At 39.6% G+C, this 26,176-nt stretch carries 23 protein-coding genes and 1 tRNA gene; 14 read left to right on the forward strand and 10 right to left on the reverse strand.

Going from position 1 to position 26,176, the window contains the following annotated elements:
- Nucleotides 1–20: 20 nt before the first annotated feature.
- The 3 genes from HWE15_RS13310 to HWE15_RS13320 form a co-directional block, all read right to left on the reverse strand.
- A complete protein-coding gene (locus HWE15_RS13310) occupies nt 21–2,396 on the reverse strand; it encodes a penicillin acylase family protein (protein ID WP_290508034.1) in 2,376 nt (791 codons plus the stop codon).
- 107 nt (nt 2,397–2,503) lie between these two features.
- A complete protein-coding gene (locus HWE15_RS13315) occupies nt 2,504–3,688 on the reverse strand; it encodes an aspartate aminotransferase family protein (protein WP_290508035.1) in 1,185 nt (394 codons plus the stop codon).
- Nucleotides 3,689–3,691: 3 nt separating this feature from the next.
- Nucleotides 3,692–4,588: a class I SAM-dependent methyltransferase gene (locus HWE15_RS13320; protein ID WP_290508036.1), complete on the reverse strand. Its 897-nt coding sequence runs from the start codon at nt 4,586–4,588 to the stop codon at nt 3,692–3,694.
- Between the two features lie 262 nt (nt 4,589–4,850).
- Between HWE15_RS13320 and HWE15_RS13325 the strand changes: the two genes are divergently transcribed.
- The 5 genes from HWE15_RS13325 to ppk1 all read left to right on the forward strand — a co-directional run bounded on the left by HWE15_RS13325 (nt 4,851) and on the right by ppk1 (nt 11,402).
- Nucleotides 4,851–5,672 carry a 1-acyl-sn-glycerol-3-phosphate acyltransferase gene (locus HWE15_RS13325; RefSeq protein ID WP_290508037.1) on the forward strand — a complete coding sequence of 274 codons (822 nt, stop codon included), beginning with the start codon at nt 4,851–4,853 and terminating at the stop codon, nt 5,670–5,672.
- The gene (locus tag HWE15_RS13330; protein ID WP_290508038.1) at nt 5,647–6,630 is read left to right on the forward strand and encodes a GNAT family N-acetyltransferase; all 984 of its coding nucleotides are present in this window, start codon (nt 5,647–5,649) and stop codon (nt 6,628–6,630) included. The genes HWE15_RS13325 and HWE15_RS13330 overlap by 26 nt, the downstream gene beginning before the upstream one ends.
- On the forward strand, nt 6,623–6,997 hold the full coding sequence (locus tag HWE15_RS13335) for a CoA-binding protein (protein ID WP_290508039.1): 375 nt from the start codon (nt 6,623–6,625) through the stop codon (nt 6,995–6,997). Before HWE15_RS13330 ends, HWE15_RS13335 begins: the two co-directional genes overlap by 8 nt.
- Nucleotides 6,998–7,216: 219 nt before the next feature.
- Nucleotides 7,217–9,175: a DNA topoisomerase (ATP-hydrolyzing) subunit B gene (gene gyrB / locus HWE15_RS13340; protein WP_290508040.1), complete on the forward strand. Its 1,959-nt coding sequence runs from the start codon at nt 7,217–7,219 to the stop codon at nt 9,173–9,175.
- Nucleotides 9,176–9,272: 97 nt separating this feature from the next.
- Complete coding sequence (gene ppk1 / locus HWE15_RS13345; RefSeq protein WP_290508041.1) at nt 9,273–11,402, forward strand: polyphosphate kinase 1; 2,130 nt, start codon at nt 9,273–9,275, stop codon at nt 11,400–11,402.
- Nucleotides 11,403–11,455: 53 nt separating this feature from the next.
- Here ppk1 and HWE15_RS13350 read toward each other — a convergent pair whose 3' ends face one another.
- On the reverse strand, nt 11,456–11,731 hold the full coding sequence (locus HWE15_RS13350; RefSeq protein WP_290508042.1) for a DUF202 domain-containing protein: 276 nt from the start codon (nt 11,729–11,731) through the stop codon (nt 11,456–11,458).
- A 41-nt stretch (nt 11,732–11,772) separates the two neighbouring features.
- On the opposite strand from HWE15_RS13350, the gene HWE15_RS13355 reads away from it, so the two are divergent.
- A complete protein-coding gene (locus HWE15_RS13355; RefSeq protein WP_290508043.1) occupies nt 11,773–12,654 on the forward strand; it encodes a DUF3078 domain-containing protein in 882 nt (293 codons plus the stop codon).
- Between the two features lie 315 nt (nt 12,655–12,969).
- On the opposite strand, the gene HWE15_RS13360 is transcribed toward HWE15_RS13355, so the two are convergent.
- Together HWE15_RS13360 and sucC are read right to left on the reverse strand one after the other, a co-directional pair.
- Nucleotides 12,970–13,046, reverse strand: a tRNA-Arg gene (locus HWE15_RS13360).
- An 8-nt stretch (nt 13,047–13,054) separates the two neighbouring features.
- Nucleotides 13,055–14,269 carry an ADP-forming succinate--CoA ligase subunit beta gene (sucC, locus tag HWE15_RS13365; protein WP_290508044.1) on the reverse strand — a complete coding sequence of 405 codons (1,215 nt, stop codon included), beginning with the start codon at nt 14,267–14,269 and terminating at the stop codon, nt 13,055–13,057.
- A 140-nt stretch (nt 14,270–14,409) separates the two neighbouring features.
- Here sucC and HWE15_RS13370 point away from each other — a divergent pair, with 140 nt between their 5' ends.
- Nucleotides 14,410–15,060 carry an ABC transporter ATP-binding protein gene (locus HWE15_RS13370; RefSeq protein WP_290508045.1) on the forward strand — a complete coding sequence of 217 codons (651 nt, stop codon included), beginning with the start codon at nt 14,410–14,412 and terminating at the stop codon, nt 15,058–15,060.
- A gap of 3 nt (nt 15,061–15,063) precedes the next feature.
- Here HWE15_RS13370 and HWE15_RS13375 read toward each other — a convergent pair whose 3' ends face one another.
- Entirely contained in the window at nt 15,064–15,513 is a 450-nt protein-coding gene (locus tag HWE15_RS13375; RefSeq protein ID WP_290508046.1) for a peroxiredoxin, read from the reverse strand.
- Between the two features lie 112 nt (nt 15,514–15,625).
- On the opposite strand from HWE15_RS13375, the gene HWE15_RS13380 reads away from it, so the two are divergent.
- Genes HWE15_RS13380 through HWE15_RS13390 form a run of 3 tightly spaced genes read left to right on the forward strand, consistent with a single transcriptional unit; the run spans nt 15,626 to nt 20,150 of the window.
- Nucleotides 15,626–16,453 (forward strand): DMT family transporter, encoded by an 828-nt coding sequence (locus HWE15_RS13380; RefSeq protein WP_290508047.1) that lies wholly within the window; start codon nt 15,626–15,628, stop codon nt 16,451–16,453.
- A 55-nt stretch (nt 16,454–16,508) separates the two neighbouring features.
- Nucleotides 16,509–17,393 carry a hypothetical protein gene (locus tag HWE15_RS13385; RefSeq protein WP_290508048.1) on the forward strand — a complete coding sequence of 295 codons (885 nt, stop codon included), beginning with the start codon at nt 16,509–16,511 and terminating at the stop codon, nt 17,391–17,393.
- 21 nt (nt 17,394–17,414) lie between these two features.
- Nucleotides 17,415–20,150 (forward strand): CHAT domain-containing protein, encoded by a 2,736-nt coding sequence (locus HWE15_RS13390; RefSeq protein ID WP_290508049.1) that lies wholly within the window; start codon nt 17,415–17,417, stop codon nt 20,148–20,150.
- Between the two features lie 72 nt (nt 20,151–20,222).
- Here the strand turns inward: HWE15_RS13390 and HWE15_RS13395 are convergent, their stop codons facing one another.
- From HWE15_RS13395 to HWE15_RS13405, 3 genes are all read right to left on the reverse strand, one after another.
- A complete protein-coding gene (locus tag HWE15_RS13395; protein WP_290508050.1) occupies nt 20,223–20,948 on the reverse strand; it encodes a hypothetical protein in 726 nt (241 codons plus the stop codon).
- A gap of 104 nt (nt 20,949–21,052) precedes the next feature.
- On the reverse strand, nt 21,053–21,814 hold the full coding sequence (locus tag HWE15_RS13400) for a hypothetical protein (RefSeq protein WP_290508051.1): 762 nt from the start codon (nt 21,812–21,814) through the stop codon (nt 21,053–21,055).
- Complete coding sequence (locus HWE15_RS13405; protein WP_290508052.1) at nt 21,804–22,427, reverse strand: sigma-70 family RNA polymerase sigma factor; 624 nt, start codon at nt 22,425–22,427, stop codon at nt 21,804–21,806. The genes HWE15_RS13400 and HWE15_RS13405 overlap by 11 nt, the downstream gene beginning before the upstream one ends.
- 145 nt (nt 22,428–22,572) lie before the next feature.
- Between HWE15_RS13405 and HWE15_RS13410 the strand changes: the two genes are divergently transcribed.
- The 4 genes from HWE15_RS13410 to HWE15_RS13425 all read left to right on the forward strand — a co-directional run bounded on the left by HWE15_RS13410 (nt 22,573) and on the right by HWE15_RS13425 (nt 26,159).
- Complete coding sequence (locus tag HWE15_RS13410; RefSeq protein ID WP_290508053.1) at nt 22,573–24,060, forward strand: nicotinate phosphoribosyltransferase; 1,488 nt, start codon at nt 22,573–22,575, stop codon at nt 24,058–24,060.
- A complete protein-coding gene (gene pncA, locus HWE15_RS13415; RefSeq protein ID WP_290508054.1) occupies nt 24,047–24,679 on the forward strand; it encodes a bifunctional nicotinamidase/pyrazinamidase in 633 nt (210 codons plus the stop codon). The genes HWE15_RS13410 and pncA overlap by 14 nt, the downstream gene beginning before the upstream one ends.
- Nucleotides 24,680–24,682: 3 nt before the next feature.
- Entirely contained in the window at nt 24,683–25,198 is a 516-nt protein-coding gene (locus tag HWE15_RS13420) for a thioesterase family protein (RefSeq protein WP_290508055.1), read from the forward strand.
- A gap of 373 nt (nt 25,199–25,571) precedes the next feature.
- Complete coding sequence (locus tag HWE15_RS13425; RefSeq protein ID WP_290508056.1) at nt 25,572–26,159, forward strand: hypothetical protein; 588 nt, start codon at nt 25,572–25,574, stop codon at nt 26,157–26,159.
- The last annotated feature ends 17 nt before the right edge of the window (nt 26,160–26,176 follow it).

Here is a 26,176-nt window from a genome sequence, read left to right on the forward strand (position 1 = left end):
CCGAAACTGGATTAAGAAGTTTATCGAGGCTTCAAAATCAAAGGCTCGTCAGAACTTTCTAGAATTTCATTCTTATCCATGAGTTGGTAGCGGTATTTTCCAGTTGCGTAAAGTGAAGCTTGATCGCTATAATGTTTGCTAAAGCGGTTTCCACTTTGACCGGTAGGGAGCACAGAAAGAGAACGGCTTACGTCCATAAAGTCAATAAGGATTCTCATAGCAGGACCAGAAGTTACTTTGTAAATCCCCTCACCGTTGAGCTTAAATGCCAATTTGTTGATGGACTCATCATTGGCAGGAATAGGATCCGTTTTAACATTGAAGATTTTGTCCAAAGGTTTCTGACTACCCAATGGATGAGGATGTTCTGCCACTACCACTCTTTCCCAATCCCAGGAATTGATGTTTTCTCCAAGTTGAGCCTCAAGTTCCTCAAGGGTAATTTTTAGACTTTCAGAGAAAATATCAGCAAAACTCTCTTTTTCAGGGGTGTTGATATTGTCCCACCAGGGATTTTCCAAATTTCTAACAAAAGTTAAGTTAGATCGGATCATCATGAAAGTGCCCAAGTAATTTTCAAAAGCATCCTTTCCCAGCTCATCCTCCATCGCAAGTCGGAGGGTATGATAAAGCCATTTGTAATAAATGGTAGGGGTGGAGGAGTACAGGTCGTGATTCCCATCCCAGTTTTCCAGTAAGGTTTTTACTTGTTCCTTCCCTTCAAAATCAAAATCTGGGATTTGCTCCAACATGATTTTCGCTATTTGGGGATGATCTGAATTGACCACTTCCAATTGCACAGACTTCATTTCTTGAATGGTCCAGTCATTTCTTGAGTTGATGGCATCTGCTATCCGCTGCCAACGTTCTCCAGGATAATAGTAACCGGGGAAGAATATCCCATTTCGAAGCGTATCGGGCTGATTATTTGCCGAGGCAACGAATCCCGATGGAGGGTTGATGCTCATGGGATTGGTACTGAAAGGATACCAACCTTGAGGAAGCGTTTCAGGGTCCGAACCATTTGCAAACTCTTTGGAATGAACCTTTTCAGACCGTATTGGCAACTTGGCAGCAGCCCACCAGGCAATATTCCCTAAGCTATCACCATACATAATGTTCAATCCCGGTGCATGAATTAAAGCAGCTGCATCCGCCACATCCTGAATGGTCTGTGCATGATTTATCTTATACATTGCTTCTAGGGCTTTGGTGGGTTCTAGGGTATATACCCACCAACTGCTCACTGGATTGGAACTTAGAGAAGCAATTTCCGGAACAACTGGATTCATGACTGGCCCATGGATGGTTTCTCGGATCTCAAATTCCACTGGAGGCTGACCTTTTACGGCTATTTGCTCATTTCTTACAGTAAAGCGTAGAAATTCCTCACCAAACCGGTACTCCTCAGGATTATTGGGATTCAATTGCACTTCAAAAAAGTCCTGATCATCATTTTCAAACATGGTGAGGCCTACACTGTGATGTTTGCTATGTCCAACTAGGGCAAAAGGAACTCCAGCAAGGTGATTTCCATAAAAACTATATCCCGGATATTCTAAGTGCGCCTCATACCAAACAGAGGGGGATGAGAAACCTATATGTGTATCATTGGCGAAAATGACTTTCCCGCTTTTGGTTTTACTTCCCGAAATCACCCATCCATTGGATCCTTCCAATAAAGGGATTGGTAATTTTTCCAAAAGACTTACCAAACTTCCATTTGATAGCGTATCCGGATAAAAATTCGGGATAAAATGATGTTCGGGTAAGGTTTGAATGGATAACGCTTCCAGGTATTCAGGCTCTAATTTTCGCTGCATCAGTGTCACCAAAGGATCTGTTTTTAGAGCCATGGCAAATGTGAAGGACATATAGCCCGTAATGGCATGAATGTCATTGATGGTGAATTCCCTAGGCTTTTCTCCCAAAAGGGTGTATTCCATGGGTAGCTTGCCTTCACGGATAAACTCATTGACGCCATCGATGTAGGCTTCGGTAGCACTTTTCCAAGGGGAGTCAGGTTGTGCATTCCAATAGTCCGTTGAGGTCATCGCATGTTCTGGAATCCCTAAGGTTCTAAAAAATTGATCAATTTCGAGTACGTCCGGACCTAGAAATTCCGCCAAAGTTCCAGACCCCACTCTTCGCATCATTTCCAACTGGAAGATTCTGTCTTGCGCATGTAGGTAACCTAAGGCTCGATAAGCATCGGCTTTATTTGCTGCATAAATATGGGGAACCCCGTACTCGTCAAAATATACAGTGGTTTCTTCGGAAAGACCACTGATTGAAATGTCTCCCTTGTATTGGGGAGAATGAACAAGCACAAAAGTCAAAATTCCCAGGACTAGCAGAAAAATCAGCAGACCCACAAAGACACCAAGTTTTTTCATAGAATTTTAGGTATTAAATAAAGTCTAGTTTACAAAAAATGATGATTATTCAGCTATTATTTTTTTGCTTTTAGTGGGTTATGAAATTGCCCTCATTAGGTGAAGGCTTAGCTGCAGTCTTCTATAGCTTTAAAAATAAGCTTACAAGCTGTGCGGATTTCATCCTTAGAAATAATTAAGGGTGGAGCAATTCGCATGGAATCATCACAGAAAAGGAACCAATCTGTTATGACTCCCAATTCAATCGCTCGGTCAATAATCGGCTTTAGAATATCAAAAGATTCAAATTCCACAGCCATCATTAACCCTTTGTTTCGGATGGCTTTGATTTTGGGATGAACCAAAAGCTCTCGAAAGAGATTTGCTTTTTCCTCAACTTGATCAATAAGTTTCTCCTCCTGTAGAATTTGAATGGTTGCCAATGAGGCAGCTGCACTCACAGGATGACCTCCAAAGGTGGTGATATGACCCAATAGGGGATTGTTTTTGAAAACACCCATCAACTCCTTATTGGCAATAAAAGCTCCAATGGGCATTCCGCCTCCCATTCCTTTGGCACAAACCACCACATCCGGAATAATTTCAAAATGCTCAAAAGCCCAAAATTTACCGGTTCTTCCAAATCCAGCTTGGATCTCATCCAAGATTAAAATTGTCCCTGTTTCATCGCACTTTTTACGCAAAGCTTGAAAATATTCCTTGCAAGCTACCCGAATTCCAGCTTCTCCCTGAATGGTTTCGATGACTACTGCGGCAGTCTTTTCATTGATTTTTTCCAAATCTGAAAAAGACCCATAGACAATATGACTGACTCCCGGGACCAAAGGACGATAAGCGCGTTTGAAAATTTCATTTCCTCCTATACTCAAGGCTCCCTGTGAGCTTCCATGATAGGCATTGACGCAGGAAATGATTTCAGCCCTTCCAGTGTATCTCTTGGCAAGTTTCAATGCGCCTTCAATGGCTTCGGATCCACTATTCACCAAATAGACATTGTCCAATTTTTCAGGTAGCGTATCGCATAAGGCTTTAGCGAGACGGGTTTGGGGGCTTTGAACGTATTCCCCATAAACCATCAGGTGTAGGTAATGATCCAGTTGATTATGAATTGCTTCCAAAACTTTCGGATGCCGATGGCCAACATTGCTGACCCCGATTCCGGAAATCAAATCCATATATTTTTCTCCATTTGGGCCATAGAGATAGATTCCCTCTGCTTTTTCCACTTCAATCAAAAGTGGAAAATCAGTGGTTTGAGCCAAATGTGAAAGGAAAAGTTGTCGGTTGTTCATGCTTTAAAAACTCCGAAAGCGGTAAAAGATTCCCAAAGGAAGTTTTTTATGAAAAGAATCCTCTAAGTACAACTCCCCATGCTCGGCATGTTGAATGTTCTTGAAATTCGATTGAATTAAATTGACTGCGATTAAAGAAGAAAAGCTCAGGGAATACATATTTAATAAAAGAAAATGTGCTTTGGGATCCAGAATTTCTGCACAGACTTTCAAAAGCTCATTGATCTGCTCTTCCAAAACCCACTTTTCTCCGTCAGGACCTCGCCCATAAGCTGGAGGATCCAATATGATTCCCTGATAGGTGTTTCCTCTGCGGGCTTCACGTTTGATGAATTTCATAGCATCATCTACGATCCACCGGATACCGTCTAAGCCGGAGGCCTCCATATTATGCCTGGACCAAGTCACGACTTGTTTCACAGAATCCAAGTGCGTGACGTCTGCTCCGGCAGCTCGTGCTGCCACAGAAGCTGCTCCTGTGTAGGCAAAAAGATTTAAAACTTTTGGGTTGGAATGAGGGAATGCTCGAATGGTCTGGTAGATGTAATCCCAGTTAACAGCCTGCTCAGGGAATAAACCGATGTGTTTGAAAGAGGTTTGGGCAAGATTCAGATTAAGGTGTAGCCCTTCTGTATTCTTATAAGTAATCTGCCAATTATGGGGCATTTTTTTGAGTTGCTCCCAACGACCCTTTTCAGGATTGTTCTTTTCTTTCGCAAAATGAGCATGGGCTTTTTTTCTCCATTCCGATTCAGGAAGGGATTTGTCCCAGATTGCCTGAGGTTCGGGTCTACTGATTATGAAATCACCGAATCGCTCTAGTTTTTCAAAACCTCCCGTGTCAATTAATTCATAATCCTTCCACGGGCCCGGAGCCAAAGACAAAATGCTTTCTTTCATTTTCAATTTTTCTAAGCCCAAAAATAAGGGATTTAGGGGAGTTGGAGTCGAAAATGGTGGAAATCCCCTTTTCCGAGTTTAGAAATGGGTTCCCTTTCATCCAAACTGGAAAGAAATGTAAAAAATATGGCTTTGGTTTTCAGTAAGATGAATCAGAAAACAGGGATTATTCTGTTTTGTATGCAGGGATTTTGATACAGAAATTGTATTTTTCCACTTCATGTTTTTCAAGAATCCATGCTTATACGCTTCAATTTGATCCATGTCTAAAAAACTGATTGATGTAGAAAAAGCAATTCATTCCAAGAATCCAAAGTTGTTGAAATGGATGCCCGGTTTTGTGCTGTCTTACATCAAAAATGTAACGCATGAATCTTGGATGAATTCCATCATGGAGCGGATTGGACATTTGAAGGGTTTGGACTTTGTGGATGCTTTGGTTCATGAATTTGAGTTAGATGTCCAGTTGGTCGGTGCTGAAAAAATCCCGGAAAAAGGAGGGGTAATTATCGCAGCGAATCATCCTTTGGGTGGAATGGACGGGATTGCCTTGATGCATGCCATTGGAAAAATCAGGCCAGATATTCGTTTTTTGGTCAATGATCTCCTGATGACCTTCGATAATTTTGATCCGCTTTTTGTTCCGGTGAACAAACATGGACGCAATTCCATGGAAACTATTCAAAAAATTGAAGAAGCGTATTCAGGGGATTATGTAGTCATTATTTTTCCAGCAGGATTAGTCTCCAGAAAATCCAATCTAGGTATTCGAGATTTGACTTGGAGAAAAAGTTTTATTACCAAAGCCAAGAAATATAAAAAGGATATCATCCTTTGTTTCATAGGGGGAAGAAATTCAAATTTCTTTTACAATTTGGCCAATTGGCGTAAAAAACTGGGGATAAAGGCTAATTTAGAGATGTTTTATTTGGCCGATGAGATGTATAAGCAGCGTGGCCAACAGGTTAAAATCCAATTGGGCGAAGTAATCAATCCGTCCCAGTTGACCCCAGAGAAGTCAGAGCTCAAATGGGCAGAATATTTGAAAGGTAAGGTGTATGAAATCGGATCTAAAAATGGATAAGGAAGAAGCGATTATACCCACGGTAGATCGGGAACTTTTAAAGTCTGAATTGACGCCTGAACGTTTTCTTCGCTATACAAACAACGGGAACAACCTCGTGTACCTGGTTAATTATCATAATTCTCCGAACGTGGTCCGAGAAGTGGGAAGATTACGGGAATTGACTTTTCGGGCTGCAGGAGGGGGAACCGGTTTGAGTATGGATTTGGATGAAAATGATACTAGTCCAAATTGCTATGAGCAGTTGATAACCTGGAATCCTGAAGATGAAGAGATCGTAGCGGGATATCGCTTAATTCACTGCAAAAACGCCATTGACGTGGAAGGGGAGATAAATCTTTCGACCGTTCATCTTTTTGAATTTTCACCTGAGTTTGTTCAGAACTTTTTACCAAAAACCATTGAATTAGGAAGGTCTTTTGTCCAGCCAAAATACCAGCCCAGTTTCGACAATCGAAAAGGGATTTTCAGTTTGGATAATTTATGGGATGGCTTGGGTGCTGTTGTCTTATTAAATCCCGATGTGAAATATCTGTTTGGGAAAGTAACCATGTATCCACATTATCACCGGGAAGCTCGGGATTTGTTATTGGTTTTTATGAATCATTATTTTCCGGATCGACGGAACCTGGTACAGCCTAAAGCTGAACTCAATTTGACCTATGAAACAGCCGTTGGAAACGGTCCCAATCCTTTTGAAAAATTAGATTATAAAGAAGGATATAAGTTGCTGAATTCCAGAATCAGAGCTTATGGAGAAAACATACCTCCTTTGATCAATACCTACATGAATCTTTCGCCAACCATGATGACTTTTGGTACGGCCTTGAATGATGAATTTGGAGAAGTAGAAGAAACTGGGATTTTGATCACCTTGGATGATATCTACGAGTCAAAAAAGCATCGGCATATGGATACCTTTGATCGGGACCGTGTTTTTGGATCAAGAGATGTCTGAAAAACATTTGACACTGATTGTAGGCGCAACTACAAATCCTTCCCGCTATGCTTATTTGGCGGCTCGAATGTTTGAGGAGCGCCAAATTCCTTTCATACCCATTGGGATCAAAAAAGGAGAGGTATTTGGAAAAGAAATTTTGGATCTTCGAACTCGACCAAAATTAGAAGAGATTCATACCATCACCTTGTACATTGGTCCACAACATCAGGAAGAGTGGATCGAATACCTGCTCAGTCTTCATCCAAAGCGAATTATTTTTAATCCTGGAACGGAAAATATGGATTTTGCGAACCGTGCAAAAAAAGAGGGAATAGAAGTTCTTTTTGCTTGTAATTTGGTGATGTTGAGTACAGGTCAATATTAAGAGAAGTATAGTCTACTTAGAATAGATTCAGGTCCTAAAATCAAGAAGGACAAGAATTGATTTTTTTTGAATTAAAAAAACATTAAAAAAAGCTGAAAACCCCGCTTTTAGCTTTCTGTTTTCCGCGGTCAACTCACATTTTTTGCTTATCTTGCCCAATCATTTGAAAATTTAAAAAACACCGACTGAGGACCTTTAAAAGGGTTTTTTCTAAGAAATATGAGCGACGAAAATTCGAAAAAGCCGGCTGAGTACGGTGCCGGGAATATCCAGATTTTAGAAGGATTAGAAGCTGTACGAAAAAGACCCGCCATGTACATCGGGGATGTGGGTATCAAAGGCCTCCATCACCTGATTTGGGAAGTTGTCGATAACTCTATCGATGAAGCCTTGGCTGGGCACTGTGATACGATTCATGTGACTGTGCATGAAGATAATTCCATAACCGTTGAAGATAATGGTCGGGGTATTCCTACAGATATGCACCCGAAAGAAAAGCGGTCTGCTTTAGAAGTTGTACTTACTGTATTGCATGCTGGGGGTAAATTTGATAAAGATACCTACAAAGTTTCCGGAGGTCTTCACGGTGTTGGGGTTTCTTGTGTGAATGCTCTTTCTACTGACCTGAAGGCTACAGTTTATCGGAATGGCGTCATTACAGAACAAGAGTTTAGAATCGGGGTACCTCAATATCCGGCAAGAGAAGTTGGCAAGACTGAAAGACGGGGAACGACGATTCACTTTAAACCGGATGCCTCCATTTTTACAGTTACAGAGTTTAAGTACGAGACGATTGCCAACCGTCTTCGGGAAATGGCTTACCTAAATGCCGGTATTCGAATCTTTTTGAAAGACCTTCGAGAAATTGAAGAAGACGGCTCTGCTAAATCTGATGAGTTCTATTCAGAAGGTGGACTGGTTGAATTTGTACAGTATCTGGATGAAACCCGGGAGAAAATCATTGAGGAACCGATTTACATCGAAGCCTTGGATCAGGATGTGCCTGTTCAGGTAGCGATGAGCTACAATAGTTCCTACACCGAAAATGTGGTTTCTTATGTGAATACCATTAATACCTACGAGGGAGGTACCCACGTTACGGGTTTTAGAAGAGCTTTAACGCGAACCTTAAAGTCATATGCTGATAAGTCCGGTATGCTGGACAAGTTGAAAATTGAAGTTTCAGGGGATGATTTCCGGGAAGGCTTGACAGCCGTGATTTCTGTGAAGGTCGCTGAACCTCAATTTGAAGGTCAAACCAAAACAAAATTAGGTAACTCTGATGTAGTAGGTGCTGTGGATTCCGCTGTTTCTGAAACACTTCAGTTTTGGTTGGAAGAGCATCCGAAAGAGGCAAAAACCATTGTAGGAAAGGTAATTCTAGCAGCACAAGCAAGACATGCAGCTCGAAAGGCACGGGAAATGGTTCAGCGGAAGAATGTATTGGGAGGAGGAGGTCTTCCCGGTAAGCTTGCTGACTGCGCCAATAGTGATCCAGCGGTTTGTGAATTGTACCTTGTGGAGGGTGACTCTGCAGGTGGATCTGCAAAACAAGGTCGTGATCGGGATTTCCAAGCAATTCTTCCTTTGAAAGGTAAAATCCTTAATGTGGAGAAAGCTCATGAACATAAAATTTATGATAACGACGAGATCAAAAATATTCTAACTGCTTTGGGAGTGAAGTTTGGTACCGCTAACGATGACAAGGAGTTAGATCTTTCGGGTTTGCGATATCATAAAATTATCATAATGACCGATGCCGATATTGATGGTTCCCATATTCGAACCTTGATTTTGACCCTATTCTTTAGATACATGCGAGCGCTGATCGAGCGGGGCTATGTTTACATTGCACTTCCGCCACTTTATTTATTGAAGCGTGGAAAGGATGAGCGCTATTGTTGGACAGAAGAGGAGCGAAAGCAATTGGTGTCTGAGATGGCGAAAGACGGGAAAGAGGATAGTGTAAATATTCAGCGATACAAGGGTCTTGGAGAGATGAACCCAGAGCAGCTTTGGACAACAACCATGGATCCGAATGCCCGTACCATTAAACAAGTGACCATTGAGTCGGCTGCCGAAGCAGACCACCTTTTCAGTATGTTAATGGGGGATGAGGTTGCACCACGAAGGGAATTCATCGAGCGCAATGCCAAATACGCCAAAATTGATACCTAAGGAATCAAAAAGGGCTTTTAAGCCCTTTTTTTAATCAAAAAAATCTAACCGTAAAGTTTTCTTAAAAAGGCTATTTTTAGCAAATAGAATTTAGGCTATGAAACAAGGAGTAAGAGAACGATTTGAATCAGTCATTCAGCAAAGTGACCTGATAAGCCGTGATTTGAGTTGGTTGAAATTTAATGAGCGGGTTTTGGATCAATCAAAAAAAGAGCATCGCTCGCTTTTTGAAAAGCTCAAGTTTCTGGCGATCACCGCATCCAACTTGGATGAGTTTTTTATGATTCGGGTAGGCTCTTTGTATAATTACCTGGATTACGAAAAGGAGCGAGTAGATTATTCTGGTCTTCGTGAGGAGCCTTTCAAATCCACCTTGATGGAAGAGTGTCAGAAATTCCACGAGGCGCAGCATACGCACTTTACAGACAATATTTTACCGAAGCTTCCAGAAGAGGGAATTACCCTTTGTAATATTTCCAAACTGACCGAAGCTGAGCAGAAAAAGGTAAAGGAATATTTCGAAAGAGCTATTTACCCTATGCTGACTCCGATGGTCTATGATGGCTATCGAACTTTCCCGATTTTGATGAATAAGCTGCTCATTTTTGGAGTGGTTACTACGAGTCCGGGTGAGCGAAAAGATATGCGAAAGCTTTCTTTTGTACAGATTCCAGCCAATATACCTCGGTTTTTTGAAGTTGAGCGATCCAACTCTCTGATGTTGGTGCCCATAGAAGAGGTTATTCGAGAGCATATCGTTTCCCTTTTCAGAAATGTGGATATACAATCAATCAGTCTTTTCCGAATAACACGTAATGGGGATTTTACCTTGGAAGAGACTGAAGATATGGACGCAAATTTCCTGGAAGAAGTGAAGCGAAAGCTCATGGAGCGTAAAACAGGGCGTGTGGTTCGAATTGAGATAGAGGAGGGTTACAGCAAGTGGATGCTTAATTCCCTACTTGAACGATGGAAATTGAAATCCGATTCTGTATTCCATGTTCAACGAAAAAGCATGATCGATTTTACGGGGCTTTGGCAAATTGTAGGAAATAAGCGTTTTCGAGATCGACTTCCTCAAATGCCGGATCCAGTGAAACCGCTTTCCTACCAAGATGAAGGTCGAGTGGAAATTTTTGATGTGTTGAAGGAAAAAGATATCCTGTTGCATCATCCATATAATAACATTGATTCGATTTTGGATTTGATAGAACATGCAGCAGAAGATCCCGGCGTCATGGCTATCAAAATGACCATTTATCGATTGGCGAAGGAAAGCCGAATCACCAAGGCCTTATTGAAAGCCGCAGAAAATGGAAAACACGTTTCTGTACTTTTTGAGGTAAAGGCTCGGTTTGACGAAGAGAATAATATCCGAGAGGCCAAAAAGCTTCAAAAGGCAGGTTGCTTTGTGATTTATGGAATAACTCACTTGAAGACCCATACAAAGCTATTGTTGATCGTGAAGAAAGACGGAAGCGAAATCACACGCTATGTTCATTTGGGTTCAGGAAATTACAATGAAGACACGGCCCGTCTTTATACAGATATTGGTTTATTAACGACCAATGAAATTTTGGCAAACGATGTGTCCGAATTTTTCAATGTAATTACTGGGCATTCCATGCCGACAACCTATCAGAATTTGATTACAGCTCCACGGGATATGCGTAATCAGCTGATTGAATATATCGAACAAGAAGCGGAAAATGCCAGAAATGGACTTCCTGCAGGTATTTTTATTAAAGTAAACTCTCTGGAGGATTCAGAGACGATCTACGCTCTTTATCGTGCATCCCAGTCGGGAGTGACCATCAAATTGATTATTCGTGGTATTTGCTGCTTACGACCGGGACGAAAAGGTCTCAGTGAAAATATTGAAGTGATTTCCATAGTCGGAGATTTCTTGGAGCATTCTAGGATTTACCATTTCCACAATAATGGGGATACTCGAACTTATGCCGGTAGTGCGGATATGATGGTTCGTAGTTTTGATAAGCGTTTGGAAAGTTTGTTTAAAGTGGAAGCGCCTCTTTTGGAAAAGCAATTGATGAATATTCTTTCCTATAATTTAAAAGATAACTTCAACTCCTATGTGATGCAGGAGGACGGCACCTATCTCGCTAAACATCCGGTAGGGGATGAACCTGTATTCAATGTTCACAAGGAGTTTTTCAATTTAGACCCTGAAAAAGTAATGGAGGTCCAATTGATTCCAAGCGCTTGAAATCCCAACGATAGCGAATAAATAAGCCACACTTTCAAGGTGTGGCTTTTGTTTTACATTTTGGTATAATGCCCTTTTTGAAGACGTTTTTTGACTTTAAAGAAATTGATGATTCCCACCACTAAAAAGATTATACTCAGGACAAAGGCGAGGTATCCAAAATTTCGGATTTGATCTAATCCTTTTACCTGAAATAGGGCAGTTCCACTGACCAAGAAATAAAGAGAAGTCCGAATATAAGAAAGCAAGGTGCGGTCATTGGCAAGGGTTGTACGTTGTCTTGCCAAAAAATCCCTAACAATTAGCTCATTTTCAGTATCCTTTTCCATATTTTTATCGCATCAATTAATTTTCTTTTAGAATGTATTTTATGAAAAGATTTACAGCAATTTTAATTTCCTGCTTGGTTTCAGGTCTTAGCTTTTCTCAGGAGGCAGAGAAAGATACAACATTTTGGTTGAAGGAAATTGGAGGTGGATTGAATTTCAACCAGGGATCATTTAGTAGCAACTGGACCGGAGGGGGTGTGAATTCGATCGCTCTTGGTATGTATTTGAATGGTCGGGCTAATTATGCCAAAGACAAGTGGACCTGGGATAATACCTTAGATATGATCTATGGTGTAGTGAAGAATCAAGATGAAGATGCTCGAAAGTCCAATGATCGAATCTTCCTCGATTCAAAAGTTGGGTATAATATTGGCAAACATTGGAATGTTTTTACTTCCCTGAACTTTTTGTCACAATTTGCTCCGGGTTATGATTTTTCTGATGGGAATCGAACCTTGATTTCTAAGTTTGCAAACCCAGCATATTTGACATCAGCATGGGGGTTGGAATACAAACCCAACGATGAGTTTATGTTGCGACTTTCGCCATTTTCTCCACGTTTCACCTTTGTAACCGATACAGAACTTTACCTTACAGTTCCGGAAAACTATGGAGTTCCAATTGGGGATAAGGTGCGGTCTGAGTGGTTGGCCTTCAGTTCACTTTTGGAGTGGAATAAAAAACTCTCCGAAAATGTTAGCTTACTGATTCGACATCAGTTGTTTGCCAATTATGAAACCTTCTCTTTTAAAACTATTGATCATCGTCTGGATGTGGCTTTGACTGCGAAGGTTTCAGACCTGATTCAGGTTTCTTTGACAAGTTTGAGTATCTATGATATTGATCAGGACGAAAAAATCCAATTTAGTCAAGGCCTTGCTTTGGGAATTGCATTCAAGCGCAGTACGTTTCCTAAGGATTAAATAAATCTTAACAAATTTTTATTTTGTATTTTGATTTGAAAAGAATTGTATTATTTTTGAAATCATTGTGGTAGTTAAATAATAGTTGGTTTAGTTTTCAAATAAAGGGCAGGAGATTTTCTCCTGCTTTTTTATTGTCCATATTCGAATAGTGCTATTTTTTGAGTTTTCAAGTTCAATTATCCAGTTCTATCCTTCCTTTTTGAATTAAGTTGATTTGGATTTTATCAAGGAAAGATCCTTGTCTTAAAATTGAAATCGTTAATAGCTTGTTCTAGCTTTAAAATAAAAAAGCCCAGACTTTCGTCTGAGCTTTGGTACAGGCGGAAGGATTCGAACCCTCAACCCTCGGAGCCGAAATCCGATATTCTATCCAGTTGAACTACGCCTGCATTTATTTTTAGCCTTTAAGTACAGCTTGTACTTTTTCGGCGGCTTCTTTCAAAGTAATCGCGGAGAAAACTTTCAATCCTGATTCGTCAATTATTTTTGCTCCTTCTTCCGCGTTGGTTCCTTGCAATCTTACGATAATTGGAACGCGAATATCGCCAATAGATTTGTAAGCTTCAACAACTCCGCTTGCAATTCTATCACATCTTACGATCCCACCAAATACGTTAATCAAAATGGCTTTTACGTTTGGATCTTGAAGGATGATACGGAATCCAGCTTCAACAGTAGTGGCATTAGCTCCTCCACCTACGTCCAAGAAGTTCGCTGGTTCACCGCCTGACAATTTGATCATATCCATGGTAGCCATGGCCAATCCTGCTCCGTTCACCATGCAACCTACGTTTCCGTCTAGTTTTACATAGTTCAAACCAGATTTGCCAGCTTCCACTTCCAATGGATCTTCTTCAGTAATGTCTCTTAGCTCAGCCAAGTCTTTGTGTCTGTACAAGGCATTGTCGTCCAAGTTTACTTTGGCATCAACAGCCAAAATTTTGTCATCAGAAGTTTTTAGAACAGGGTTGATTTCAAATTGAGAAGAATCGGTGGCTTCATATGCTTTGTATAGAGCAGCGATGAATTTCACCATCTCCTTGAAAGCGTTTCCAGTCAATCCTAGTTTGAAAGCAACCTTACGCACCTGAAATCCTTGCAAACCCACTTTAGGGTCAATCCATTCCTTGATGATTTTTTCAGGACTTTTCTCGGCTACTTCTTCAATATCCATTCCTCCTTCAGTAGATGCCATAATTACATTGCATCCTTTAGCTCTATCTAGAAGAATAGATAAATAATATTCTTTTGGTTCGGAATCACCAGGATAGTAAACATCCTCAGCGATCAAAACCTTGTTTACTTTTTTCCCTTCAGGGCCAGTTTGGTGCGTTACAAGCGTGCCACCCAAAATATTGCGGGCCTTCTCACTTACTTCATCCAATTTTTTGGCTAAAACCACACCATTGGATCCAGTTTCCTGAATTTTACCTTTTCCTCGTCCACCTGCATGGATTTGAGCTTTCACGACATACCAAGAAGTACCGGTTTCCGCATTCAACTTAACAGCTGCTTCATGTGCTGCTTCTGGTGTGTCGGCCACGATTCCTTGTTGAACCCGTACACCATAACCTTTCAATACTTCTTTTGCCTGATACTCGTGTATGTTCATTGCTCAAAATTTTTGGCGAAGTTAAGCCCTTCCTTTTTATAAATCAAACCTACAAAAAGCCTTTTTTATGAAAAAAAAGCCCTTTATTTCGATTTTCCAGTTAAAATTGGAAAGTCAAATTCATTTGATCCTATTCTAGTATGCTGACAGCCAGAGAGATTCATAAGTCTTACGGAAGCCTTCATGTTTTGAAAGGTGTAAATCTGAATATCTCCCAATCCGAGATCGTTTCCATCGTTGGATCCTCTGGAGCAGGAAAAAGTACCTTATTACATATCTTGGGTACTTTAGATCAGCCGGATGCAGGGGAGGTTTTAGTGGATGGGGTCAACTTGTTTGAGATGAAGCGGGATAAGTTGGCCGAATTCAGAAACCAACAAATTGGATTCATTTTTCAATTTCACAATTTACTTCCTGAATTTACCGCCTTAGAAAACATTCAAATCCCAGGCTTCATCCAAGGAGTTTCATCCCAACAATTGAAAAAACGTGCTTTAGATCTATCGGAATTACTAGGAATTTCCCATCGATTGGAACATAAACCCTCCAGCTTGTCAGGTGGTGAACAACAACGTGTGGCAGTAGCCCGGGCTTTGATCAATGATCCGAAAATTGTCTTCGCGGATGAACCGAGCGGAAATTTGGACACCAAAAATGCCCATCAGTTGCATGATTTATTTTTCAAACTCCGGAATGAATTAGGCCAAGCTTTTGTGATTGTAACCCACAATGAAGAATTGGCTCAAATGGCTGATCGAAAGCTTGAAATGAAAGATGGGGTTATGCTTTAGAAATTAGCCATTGAGCTTTTTCAGCATATTTTCGATATGCTTTTTAGATTCAAACATATCTTGAAAAACACCTGCTATTTTAAATTCGGAATCGATTAGATAGGTTATACGCTTGGGCATTTTGACAAGGGGAATTAAAGCGTCATATGCCTTACAGACTTTTCCACTTTCATCGGCTAGTAATTCAAAAGGTAGGCGATGCGCTTTTTTGAATTTCTCGTGCGTATCCAAATTGTCACGACTGATGCCGAACACAGGTACGTCCAAGTTTCGGAATGCTTCAAACTGATCTCTGAACTCACAAGCTTCTGCTGTACATCCAGGGGTGAAATCTTTGGGGTAAAAATATAAGATGAAGGTTTTGCCCGCTAAGTCCTTTTTCAAATTCAATTCCAATCCCGATGTTCCTTTTAAAGAAAAATCAGGTGCTTCTTTTCCAATTTTTAATGCCATGTATTCGAAACAAAGATTGATGGTAAAAGTTAGACAAAATCAAAATTTAAGGAAAGTCCAAACTTTCCCCGAACTTTGCGGCGATGATGTTTCACCCTAACTTTCCAATCGATTGAAATTATCAGGAGTTCAGTCCATGCTTTTGGCGGGAATATTTTTTGCCCTGATGAATGTATCGGTAAAGTTTATTCCGCATATCCCTGCCATTGAAATCATTTTATTTCGATCGCTTTTTAGTTTGGTTTTCAGCTATTTAATTCTTCGAAAGCAACACATCCCAATTTTTGGGAATAATAAATTACTGTTGATTATTCGGGGAATCGTCGGATCCATTGGTTTAATCTCTTTTTTCTATACCCTTCAAAAAATCCCACTTGCCAGTGCGGTAACGATTCAATACCTGTCGCCGATTTTTACGACGATATTGGGAATATTTATTGTGAAAGAACGGGTCAAGCCCATTCAGTTTTTGTATTTCGGTCTTTCGTTTATTGGCGTTTTGGTGATTCAAGGGTTTGATCCCCGAGTAAATTTACTCTATGCATCCATTGGTGTGATTTCTGCCTTATTCTCTGGGATGGCTTATAATGTCATCCGGAAACTGAAAACCTCTGAGCATCCGGTCGTCATTATCTTTTATTTTCCGTTGGTGACCCTGCCCATTGCAATTGTATTTAGTTATTTTACTTGGGTTCAGCCGGTGGGAATCGATTGGATTTTATTACTCTGGATCGGAATCTGCACACAGGCAGCCCAATATTTTATGACGATAGCCTATCAAAAATCAAATGTGTCCAAAGTTTCCAGCTTGAGTTATTTGGGGATTGTCTATGCGCTTGTTTTTGGTTTTATCTTATTTGGGGAAACTTTCGAATTGGCTTCGTACCTTGGAATGGGATTAGTGCTGTTGGGAATTTTATTGAATTTGAGAGAAAAGTAAGAATAGGAGGTTACATTATTTGCTTTTGTTTCGACTTAGTAAAAAGTAGGATCTCATGAATTTTAAAAGTGTAAGGTTTTTTTCTTTTTGTATTGCATGCCTTGTAATGATGATTGGCTGTAAAGAAGACATAGAGGGTCCTTCAAATTCTAATGGTTCGAACTCCTTTAACTGTGATCAATTAAGTTATTCTGATACGATTTTTTACATCAGCGCAACGGAAAATATTTTGGTAAATCCTCAGGTAAATCTTCAGGGGCAGGGCACCTTCGATGCAATTCCGAATGGCTTGGCAATTGATTCGAATACTGGTGTAATCGATGTTAATGCCAGCGAAACAGGATTGAAATACAAGGTAACTTTTACACCAACAGGTTCGAGTCAGATTTGCGAAACCTTTGTTACGATTGGAGGAGTAAACTACTCAGATGGAGTATATGTACTGGATCAAAATCAGATTTTAGCAGGACCTATTTACAATGGGGTGCCTGGCTTACCCTTACCTTGTCCAGATGATGACGATGATGATTCAGGGAGTAGCGATGATAGTTGTGATTTTGACGTTGAGAATCCAACAGGTCAATTATTAGAGGATTTGGGATTTGAAATATCCAGTAAAGGTGTTTTTGATTTGTTGGAAACCGTAGAGAATGGAACCTTTGGGAATATTCCAACAAATGGTGAAGTGTTGGATGTAGAGTTGTTCTATACTTTGCCTGACCTGAGTGCGAATGCACTTAATTCTATCCCATTGCGGTTTTTTTATTATGAGACTGTAGCGGATATTCCTCAAAGTTTACTGGATGACATAGAGGAAAAAAGTGAGCTAATTAATGAACTTAGGTCGGGAAATTGGCTTAATTTCAGGGTAATGAATGAAACTAGGCCCGCAAGAGCTCCAAGGCCTCCATTTATAGTAATCGTAGCGAGGTTGGAGTAGGGCTTTAAATAATCCCGATTTGTGTCAAAACTTTCTGCCTTTTATTTTTTCCTCTTCTTTTTTCTTGTTTCACAGGCTTCTTTTGGTCAGACGGTTGAAGAGTTTTTAAAAAAAGCGGACTCATTATATTTTCTTCCTTACCCAAAGGAAGAGGATGATCTACTTGCTATTGAATTTTATCAAAAAGTTATCAATCAGGTTCCTGGGAATGATCAGGTTGAAAAATTCATTCGTGCAGCTGAAAACTTAGGGAATTTATTTCTTGTCTACAACGAACAACAAGCTGCTGCCAATTCTTATCGAAAAGCACTCCTTTATGCTAAATCCTTTCAAAAGCCTGATACCTTAGTCTATACCACTCATTTGTATTTGGGAGAAGTGTTGTTTCGCATGAGCCGCTTAGATTCCGCTATTCTACATTTGAAAGAGGCTGAACAAATTCAGGGATACTTACATGGTTCTGCCGTTCCGGAACGCCTTTACAATGCACTAGGAGTCTATTATTTTGAAACAGGAAATTACGTTCAAAGTATTGTCTATTTTTCCCAGGCGGAGTCTTATTTGGAAGGGTTAGAAGACAGTTATGCTCGATTTGCGAGATATAGCTTTTTGAGTAATAAGGCTTCTGCGCTTTATCATTTGGAATTGTATGATAGTGCTCGAACCATTTATAGACAGCTTTTAGGATGGGAAATAAATCAGGATCAGATCCGCATTAATTTAGCCAATACCTTTCTGAAGGAAGAAAAAGGGCAGGAAGCTCTGGAGGTTTTGGAAGAAATCAGAGATCCCAACTCAAGCAATTTGATTCCATTTTTAAATCTAAAAAGTAAAGCATATCTCCAACTTCAGGAACTACCCAAAGCAGCTAGTATTTTAAGCAGAGTTGAATTTGTGCTGGATAGTCTTCAAGTGCCTGCAAAAAATTATCAGCGAGGAACGTATTATAGAAATCAGGGTGATTTTTACAGGCAAAAAGGTGAATGGGAAAAGTCCTTGAGTTTTTATCATCTGGCCATAGTGGAATTACATCCTGAATTTGAGTCAAATGATTATTTCTCTAATCCAGAGGTTTCAACGCTTGGAATGTCAGCAATTTCTCTTTTTGAGAATTTAGTGTCAAAGGCGGAACTAGCCTGGCGCATTTACAGTGAAAAAAATGACCCTGAATATTTTCAATTAGGAAAGGAAACCTTTGATTTAGCTTTTTCTTATGCAGAATATATTTCAACCAATTTTGATAACGATGAAGGACGGATTTTTCTTGGTGATCAAGTGATTGATGCTTATCGTAAAGGGATCACTAGTTTATTTGATTTTTATTCAAAAGGGGGAGAAGAAGGGCTAAAAGAATTAGCATTTTTATGGGCAGAGCAAAGTAAGTCTGGAGCACTCCGTTTGGGTATTTTAGAGACAAGGAAAAAAGAAACTGCTGGAGTTCCTAAATCATTGTTAGCTGAGGAAAAGGATCTCCAAGTTCGATTGGCTATCAATTATCGGAATCAGTACGAAATTGAAGATACGGCCAGATTACGAGAGCTGAAGCAGGAATATATAGGCCTGCAGGTTGAGCTTTCCAGAATTAAAGAACGAATTAAAGACTATTTTCCAGAATACAGCGGAGGGATTTCTCTGGATTTAGAGCGTATTCGTTCCAAATTACCAGCAAAAGGATTGGTTTTTTCATTATTTGAAGGTGAAGAGGAACTTCATTTATTTTATTTAGATAAAGGCACTTTAAGTTGGAAAGTAACTCCTTGGACTGAAGAGAATCGGGAGCTAATCTTTGAATGGAAGCTTCAATTACGAAATTGGAGAGGAGGGATGAGTTACCAACAACCCGAATTTATTGCAGCTTTGAGCGAGCAATTTTTCACAGATGATCTTGAATTGGATGATAAAGAAGTTTTGATGATTATCCTTCATGGGATTTTTTCTGGGGTTTCCTTCGATGAATTTTTTGTATCTGATGGATTTTTGATTGAAAAGATTCCCATTCTGTATCAGTTTAGCGCCCTTCGGCTTGAATTATTAGATCCCTCTTTCCTGCAAAGTGGTCAAATGTCTAGTTTTGCGCCTTTTTCGGATAGCAAAACAATCAATGGAGAGTTGAGGGGATTACCAGGATCTCTTAAGGAAATTGAATCCTTACCAGGTGAAAAATACATTGGTTCTGAAGCTAGTAAAACAAAGTTTCTAGAAGTAGCTAATCAATCCCAATTTCTACACCTTGCAACCCACGCTATTGCAATTCTAGATCCCACAAAAGAATCCTTTATAGCCTTTTATCCGGAAGGAGATTTTAGGCTTTTTGATTCGGAGTTGGGTTTTCAATCTTTTAATCAAACAGAGTTGGTTTTTCTAAGTGCTTGTGAAACAGCAGCAGGAAGACTGAGCGAATCTGAGGGTTTGGTTAGCTTGGCGCGAAGTTTTGCAATGGCTGGAGTTGAATACCTTGTTTCTACTCTATGGCTGACAGAGGATCAAGTAGCCACCTATATTTCGAGGGAATTTTATAATCAAGTAGCGAATGGAGAAGGGTATGCTCAGGCCCTACGTTTAGCTAAATTAAAATTGTTGAATGATCCAGAAATGGCTCAATTTTCTGAATCCCCATATTGGAGTAACTTCATTTTAATCGGTCAACCTCAAAAAAAATCTGGTTTCCCCAACTGGATTATAATTTTGATTATAGCTTTTGTAGTTGGTGGTTTCGTTGGATTTTGGATATTGAATGGAAGATCCAGAGAGCACTAAGATCAATTTTTGTTCATAAAAAAATCCGGCTGAAGCGGCCGGATTTAATTGTATCTTTTTTATTGGGATCTTTTACTTTAATTCTAATTCAATTTCACTAGAGGCTTCGATTTTTTCCAAAATACGCTCATAGATATCAGAATTTTTATCTCTTGAAATTACCAAGACACCATCTGTTAGCTCGGCATTCTCTAACTCTGATTGAGAAATAGTTGAAAACCAACTCTCAGCATTGATTTCCATTAATGCGAGTGGATTGTTTATTTCATCAATGAAAAAGAGTCGATCATCTTCTGATTCCAATTCCAATTCAAAATCCAAATCATCATCGTCGTCTCCATAAACTTCTAAACGGAGGGGAATTGTACTTCCGTCACTTTTCCCAAAAGTTCCTTCCAGGTAAATACTTGGCTCGTTCTTATGGTCGATTAGATCGATTTCAAATTCGATTTCTTCATAATTACCGGATTCAATGTTGATGAAAAAATCTACATCCGAGGAAAATTCATCAAAAGAAATTTTCTTGATTTCAGGAAATTTATAGGTTACTTCTCGCTCAAACTCTCCATTGTCATCTCTACCTTCTACTTCTAGCTCGACTTCTTTTACTTGTAAATAACCATTGGTAATACTAACTCCTTGTTCTAATATCCGGCCATTTGGATTAGTGCTATTGGTCAGCTTCACACCGACACCCAATTGGATATCTCCATTTCCGATAGCAACAGGATCATTTTCTTCTGTACAAGAAAAAAAAGTGACAAGTGAGGCAATTGCGATTAATTGATAATTTTTCATGGTTCAGTTTATTTGTTTTTACTAAGTCGAAGCGGTGTTAGAATTTGTAACCAGTTTTTTTAATTTTTTTTAAAAAACGTGTGCCGGCTGAAAATAGTGTAGGATCAATATTTTAATTCCAACAACTGAATCCTAACGATATCCCATCTGTCGAAGCTCCTACGATACTTATGTCGGGGATTTGATTTGATCTTTTCAAGCTGAATTTTAGCTTTTGAAAAATCTCCTTGAACGATATAAGCTTTGATGAGGTAATAATCGATTTCTTCTTGAAACCATGACTGCCCATCTTCGATATTCTCTTCCTGAAGTTCTAATAGAATGGGGGAGGCTTCATTTCCTTGATTCAATTCTAGATAACTCATTGCTAGGATAAATTTAGACTCTCTATCTATGAACGCTTCCTCTTCTGCGAGTTGAATGGCCTTTTGAAACTCCTTATTTTGATAGTATTCTTTCATTTTGTTTTCCAGATTGGAATTTCCTCGCATAACAGGGACTTGATAAGAAATGAATTCTTTTTGGAGAGCTTCTGGACTCGTATTTACATATAAAAAAGAGGCAAGCCCAATTAATAAAATTGAAATTGATGCTGCAATTCTTAGGTACCAGGGGTTCTTTCCTAGGTATTTGTCCGGATAGATCTTTTGCGTGGTTCTGGTAGATAAATAGTTTGACTGGGTTTCTTCAATGAGCTTTTTCCAACCTGCTAGTTGAATAGATTCCCTATTTAATTTTAGGATTTCCAGTTCCTTCCTTAGATCTGAGTCTTGAATCAAAGCTGTTTCAACTTCTTTTTGCTTTTCGGAGCTGAGCTTCTGATCTAAATAATCCTCTAGAATTGATATGTCAATATTAGTCTTCATTTCTTAAGATTTTTTGAAGGGTAGATTGGATGGTTGGGGAAGCTTTCACAGACTCGTTTAGGGATTTTAGACACTTATATTTTTTGTTTCGGAGTACTTGTTCAGAACTAAATTCCAATCGTTTACAGATCTCGGCCATTGAATAATCCTCGAAGTAAAACAGGAGTAGTATTTTTCGGCAGGTTTCTCCAAGTTGGTCAAAGAGCTTGATGATGTAATTCAAATCTTCTTGCTTGGCGATAGCTTCAGTAATGTCAGGTGTACTTTGTTCGGCATCGGTGTGGAATTTTTCATTTCGAATTTGGCTGCTTGATTTCTTTCTTATTTCCGTAATCCACTTGTTTTTAGCAATACTATACAGGATAGATTTGATTGAGGATTCACCTCGAAACTTATCTTTAATGATCATTTGGACCAAAACAAGCATTGATTCTTGGATCATATCGGCTGCGTCATCATGGGATCCGGAGTTTTGTAAAATCATTTGCTCCAACATCCCATAGTGTTGTTCGTAAAGTTGATTGATCGCTTGACTTTGCATCGTTTTCCCACGGATCATTTGAATTAACTCCTCATCACTAAATAACCGGTTTAGCTTCATGTGCTTATTCATAGTTTGGTCGTATCTGCCCGAAAAAATGTAATCGCAATATTAATTTTTTTGTGGATTTAGGATATTAAACGGGTTTTAAGATAAAAATCAGTAAAAATTTTAGGACTACTAGATACTGGAGTAACTTTGAACGAAATCATTGTCTATGAAAATCACCAAAGACCTGTATCAAGGAAGTCTCGCTTTGCTGACGGATTTTTACCAGTTGACCATGGCCTATGCCTACTGGAAAGCCGGAAAAGGGGAGCAAGAGGCCGTTTTTAATCTTTTTTTTAGAAAGCATCCTTTTCAAGGTGGGTTTACCGTAGCTGCTGGTTTGGAATATGTGGTTGACTATTGCCGAAATTTTCATTTTGAAAAAAAGGATATTGAATACCTCGCTGGCATGAAGTCACCTGACGGATCTCCTCAGTTTGAGAAAGGGTTTTTAGATTATCTGGAAAACCTCCATTTCTCCTGTGATATTGATGCAGTGGAAGAGGGAACCCTTGTATTTCCAAATGCACCGATTTTGAGGGTAAAAGGTCCTTTGATTCAATGTCAACTGTTAGAGACTCCGCTATTGAACATTCTGAACTTTCAAACCCTCATTGCCACCAAAGCCGCTCGGATTACCCTTGCAGCCAAAGGAGAGCCTGTGTTGGAATTTGGTTTGCGAAGGGCGCAAGGAATCGATGGTGCATTAGCTGCTAGTCGAGCTGCCTACATTGGTGGTTGTACCTCTACCAGTAATGTGATGGCAGGGAAATTATTTGGAATTCCGGTCTCGGGAACGCATGCCCACAGCTGGATCATGTCTTTTGAAAGTGAATTGGAAGCTTTTGAGGCCTATGCTGAAGCCTTCCCCGATCAGTGTGTGTTTTTGGTGGATACTTATGATACTATTCAAGGGATTAAAAATGCCATCAAAGTAGGGGAGATTTTGCGAAGCAAGGGAAAAGAAATGATAGGGATCCGAATCGATAGTGGTGATCTGGCTTATTTCTCGAATCAAGCGAGGGAAATGCTGGATGCTGCGGGATTTCCGGATGCAAAAATCGTGGCTTCCAATGATTTGGATGAGTACATCATTGCTTCCTTAAAATCCCAGGAAGCTTCTATCAATGTATGGGGAGTTGGAACCAAATTGGTGACAGCATTTGATCAGCCAGCTTTGGGCGCTGTCTATAAATTGGCTGCCGTAAAAGATGAGAAAGGCTTTTGGCAACCAAAGATCAAGGTTTCTCAGCAATCGCTAAAAATCAACATTCCAGGAATCCATAATGTCAAACGATATTATTCCCAAGGAAAAGCAGTAGCAGATATGATTTTTTTGGAAGATCAAGAGATCAATCCAAGAGGGACGGTGATTATTGATCCTTTGGATCCAACTCGGAGAAAGCGGATCATGCCAGCTTTTTATCAAGGAGAAGATTTGTTGAAACCTATATTCTCTAAAGGAAAGGTCATTTATTCTTGCCCTCCCATCCAACAAATTAGGCAGCGAACCAAGGATCAGTTGGCAGCTTTTGATAAAACCCATAAGCGTTTGGTGAATCCACACATTTATCCGGTAGGCTTAGAAGAAAATCTGCACCATTTGCGAATGGATTTGGTTTTGAAAGCAAAACGATTTGAAGATGAAAAAGAGTAATAAAGAGGCGTTGATTATCGTCGATGTCCAATATGACTTTTTACCAGGTGGTGCATTGGCAGTTTCTGAAGGGGATCAAATTATTCCCGTCATCAATCAAATTCAGCCTCATTTCGAATTTATTGTAGCTACCCAAGATTGGCATCCCAAAGAACATTTGAGTTTTGCAGCCAATCATTCCGAAAAAAATCCAGGAGAGCTCATTGACTTGGATGGAATCTCCCAAGTGCTTTGGCCTGTACACTGTGTGCAGGGAACTGAAGGGGCTACATTTCATGAGGGGCTTGATCGATCAAATTGGAAACGAATTTTTCAGAAAGGAACCAATCCAAGAGTTGATTCATATTCTGGCTTTTTTGATAATGCTAGACGGGGAGATACAGGCTTGGCTGCTTTTTTACAAGATCATGGTATCCAAAGAATCTTTGTCTGTGGTTTGGCTTTGGACTATTGTGTGAAATTTACAGCCTTGGATGGACTCTCTCTCGGGTTTGATACCTATTTGATTCAGGATGCTACCAAAGCTGTGAATTTGGATGCTAAGGATGGAGAAAAAGCTCTGGATGAAATGAGCAGTCAAGGCATTCAGTTGATCGATTCAAGTTATTTTCAATCGTAAATTATGTTTGAGTTTAATCCAGAAAAACATTACCCCAAAGAAACGGAAAGCCGTGTCGTTATTCGATTTCAGGATTGCGATCCTTTGCAGCATTTAAACAATGCCAAATATTTCGACTATTTCTTCAATGCCCGAGAGGACCAGGTTCCAAAGCTTTATGGAATGGAAGTCATTGATCTGATTCGAAAATATAAGGCAGCTTGGGTAGTATACAATCATAACATCAGTTATGTGAAGCCGGCTATGGTGGGAGAGTGGGTCCGAATCATGAGTCGGATTATTTGGTATAATCACAATACCATTTTGGTGGAGTATTACATGACGGATGATAGCAAAACACAGTTGAAGACAGTCCTGTGGTCCACCATGCGCTATGTGACTTTGGCTGAAGGGAAATCCACCGATCACCAAGGTGTGGTCGAAGATTACTTAAGAGCTACCTCTTTGATGCTTGATGTTTCAGGAATTTCCATTAAAGACCGGGTAAAACAACTCAGTCAAGAGTTGAAAAAACTTTGATTTAAATCAAATTACTGTTTGAGGACGGACAGAAGCTGTACACTTGCGTACAGCTTTTTTGATTTGTAATCAGGGAGTTAGCTGAAGGGAAATTTTTTCAAAATTAATTTTCCTTAATCTCTATACTAAAATGCAACCCCGGATTTTTACTTTTTTGTGAGAAAGTGTTCGGTTTTAGTGCATTCATCTTCCTAATAGTTCAGAATTAAAACAGGTTTTGAGCTTAATCATGGAAGCTTTCCAAATTTTATTTTGCCCATTTCTTAATTTTTACAAATTCTAGCTTACAAAATCTGGATAGAATTTTTTCTCAGTTTGGCATTGGTACGGGCTTGGCAACAGGAAAAGCACAACACTAAACCAACTACACATTATGAAAACGCTATTCACATTCGCACTTGCTGGACTTTTAGCTACAAGCACTCTAGCAGCCAATTCAAACGAGGATTTGTTAGATAATACAGACGCTCGGGCAAAATTTAAGAAGGTCAATGTCCTTTTAAAAGAAGGTATCGGAAAAACAAAAGTGGCCATCCTCAATGAAGATGGAAAAATCTTACACCAGCGGAAGGTTAAAGTAGGAGATGAAAAAGTATTAATCCCTTACGATTTGAATAATATGCCTTGTGGTGAATACCAAGTCAAAATTTCCACCGAAGAAGATGAGGTTATATACACTGTGGAGACATTTGATAAGCGACTAGAAATGGATGAATATCCTTTGATGGCCTATGGAAAAATTGTCGATGATGAGACAGTTAATATTGCAGTGATCGGTTTGTCAGAGCCAGGAGTGGATATAAAAGTTCGCTATGCGGATTCAAACAAATTGATCCATGCAGAGACGATCAATCATCCTGATGGATTCCGTAAAGATTTCAAATTAAAAGGCGTAAGTCCAGATGAAGTATATTTTGAAATCACCGATAATTTGGGAAGAACCAAAAACCTGTATTTCTAAAATCCATTGAAAGCAAA

This window comes from Algoriphagus sp., from assembly GCF_013373065.1.
GTDB lineage: Bacteria > Bacteroidota > Bacteroidia > Cytophagales > Cyclobacteriaceae > Algoriphagus.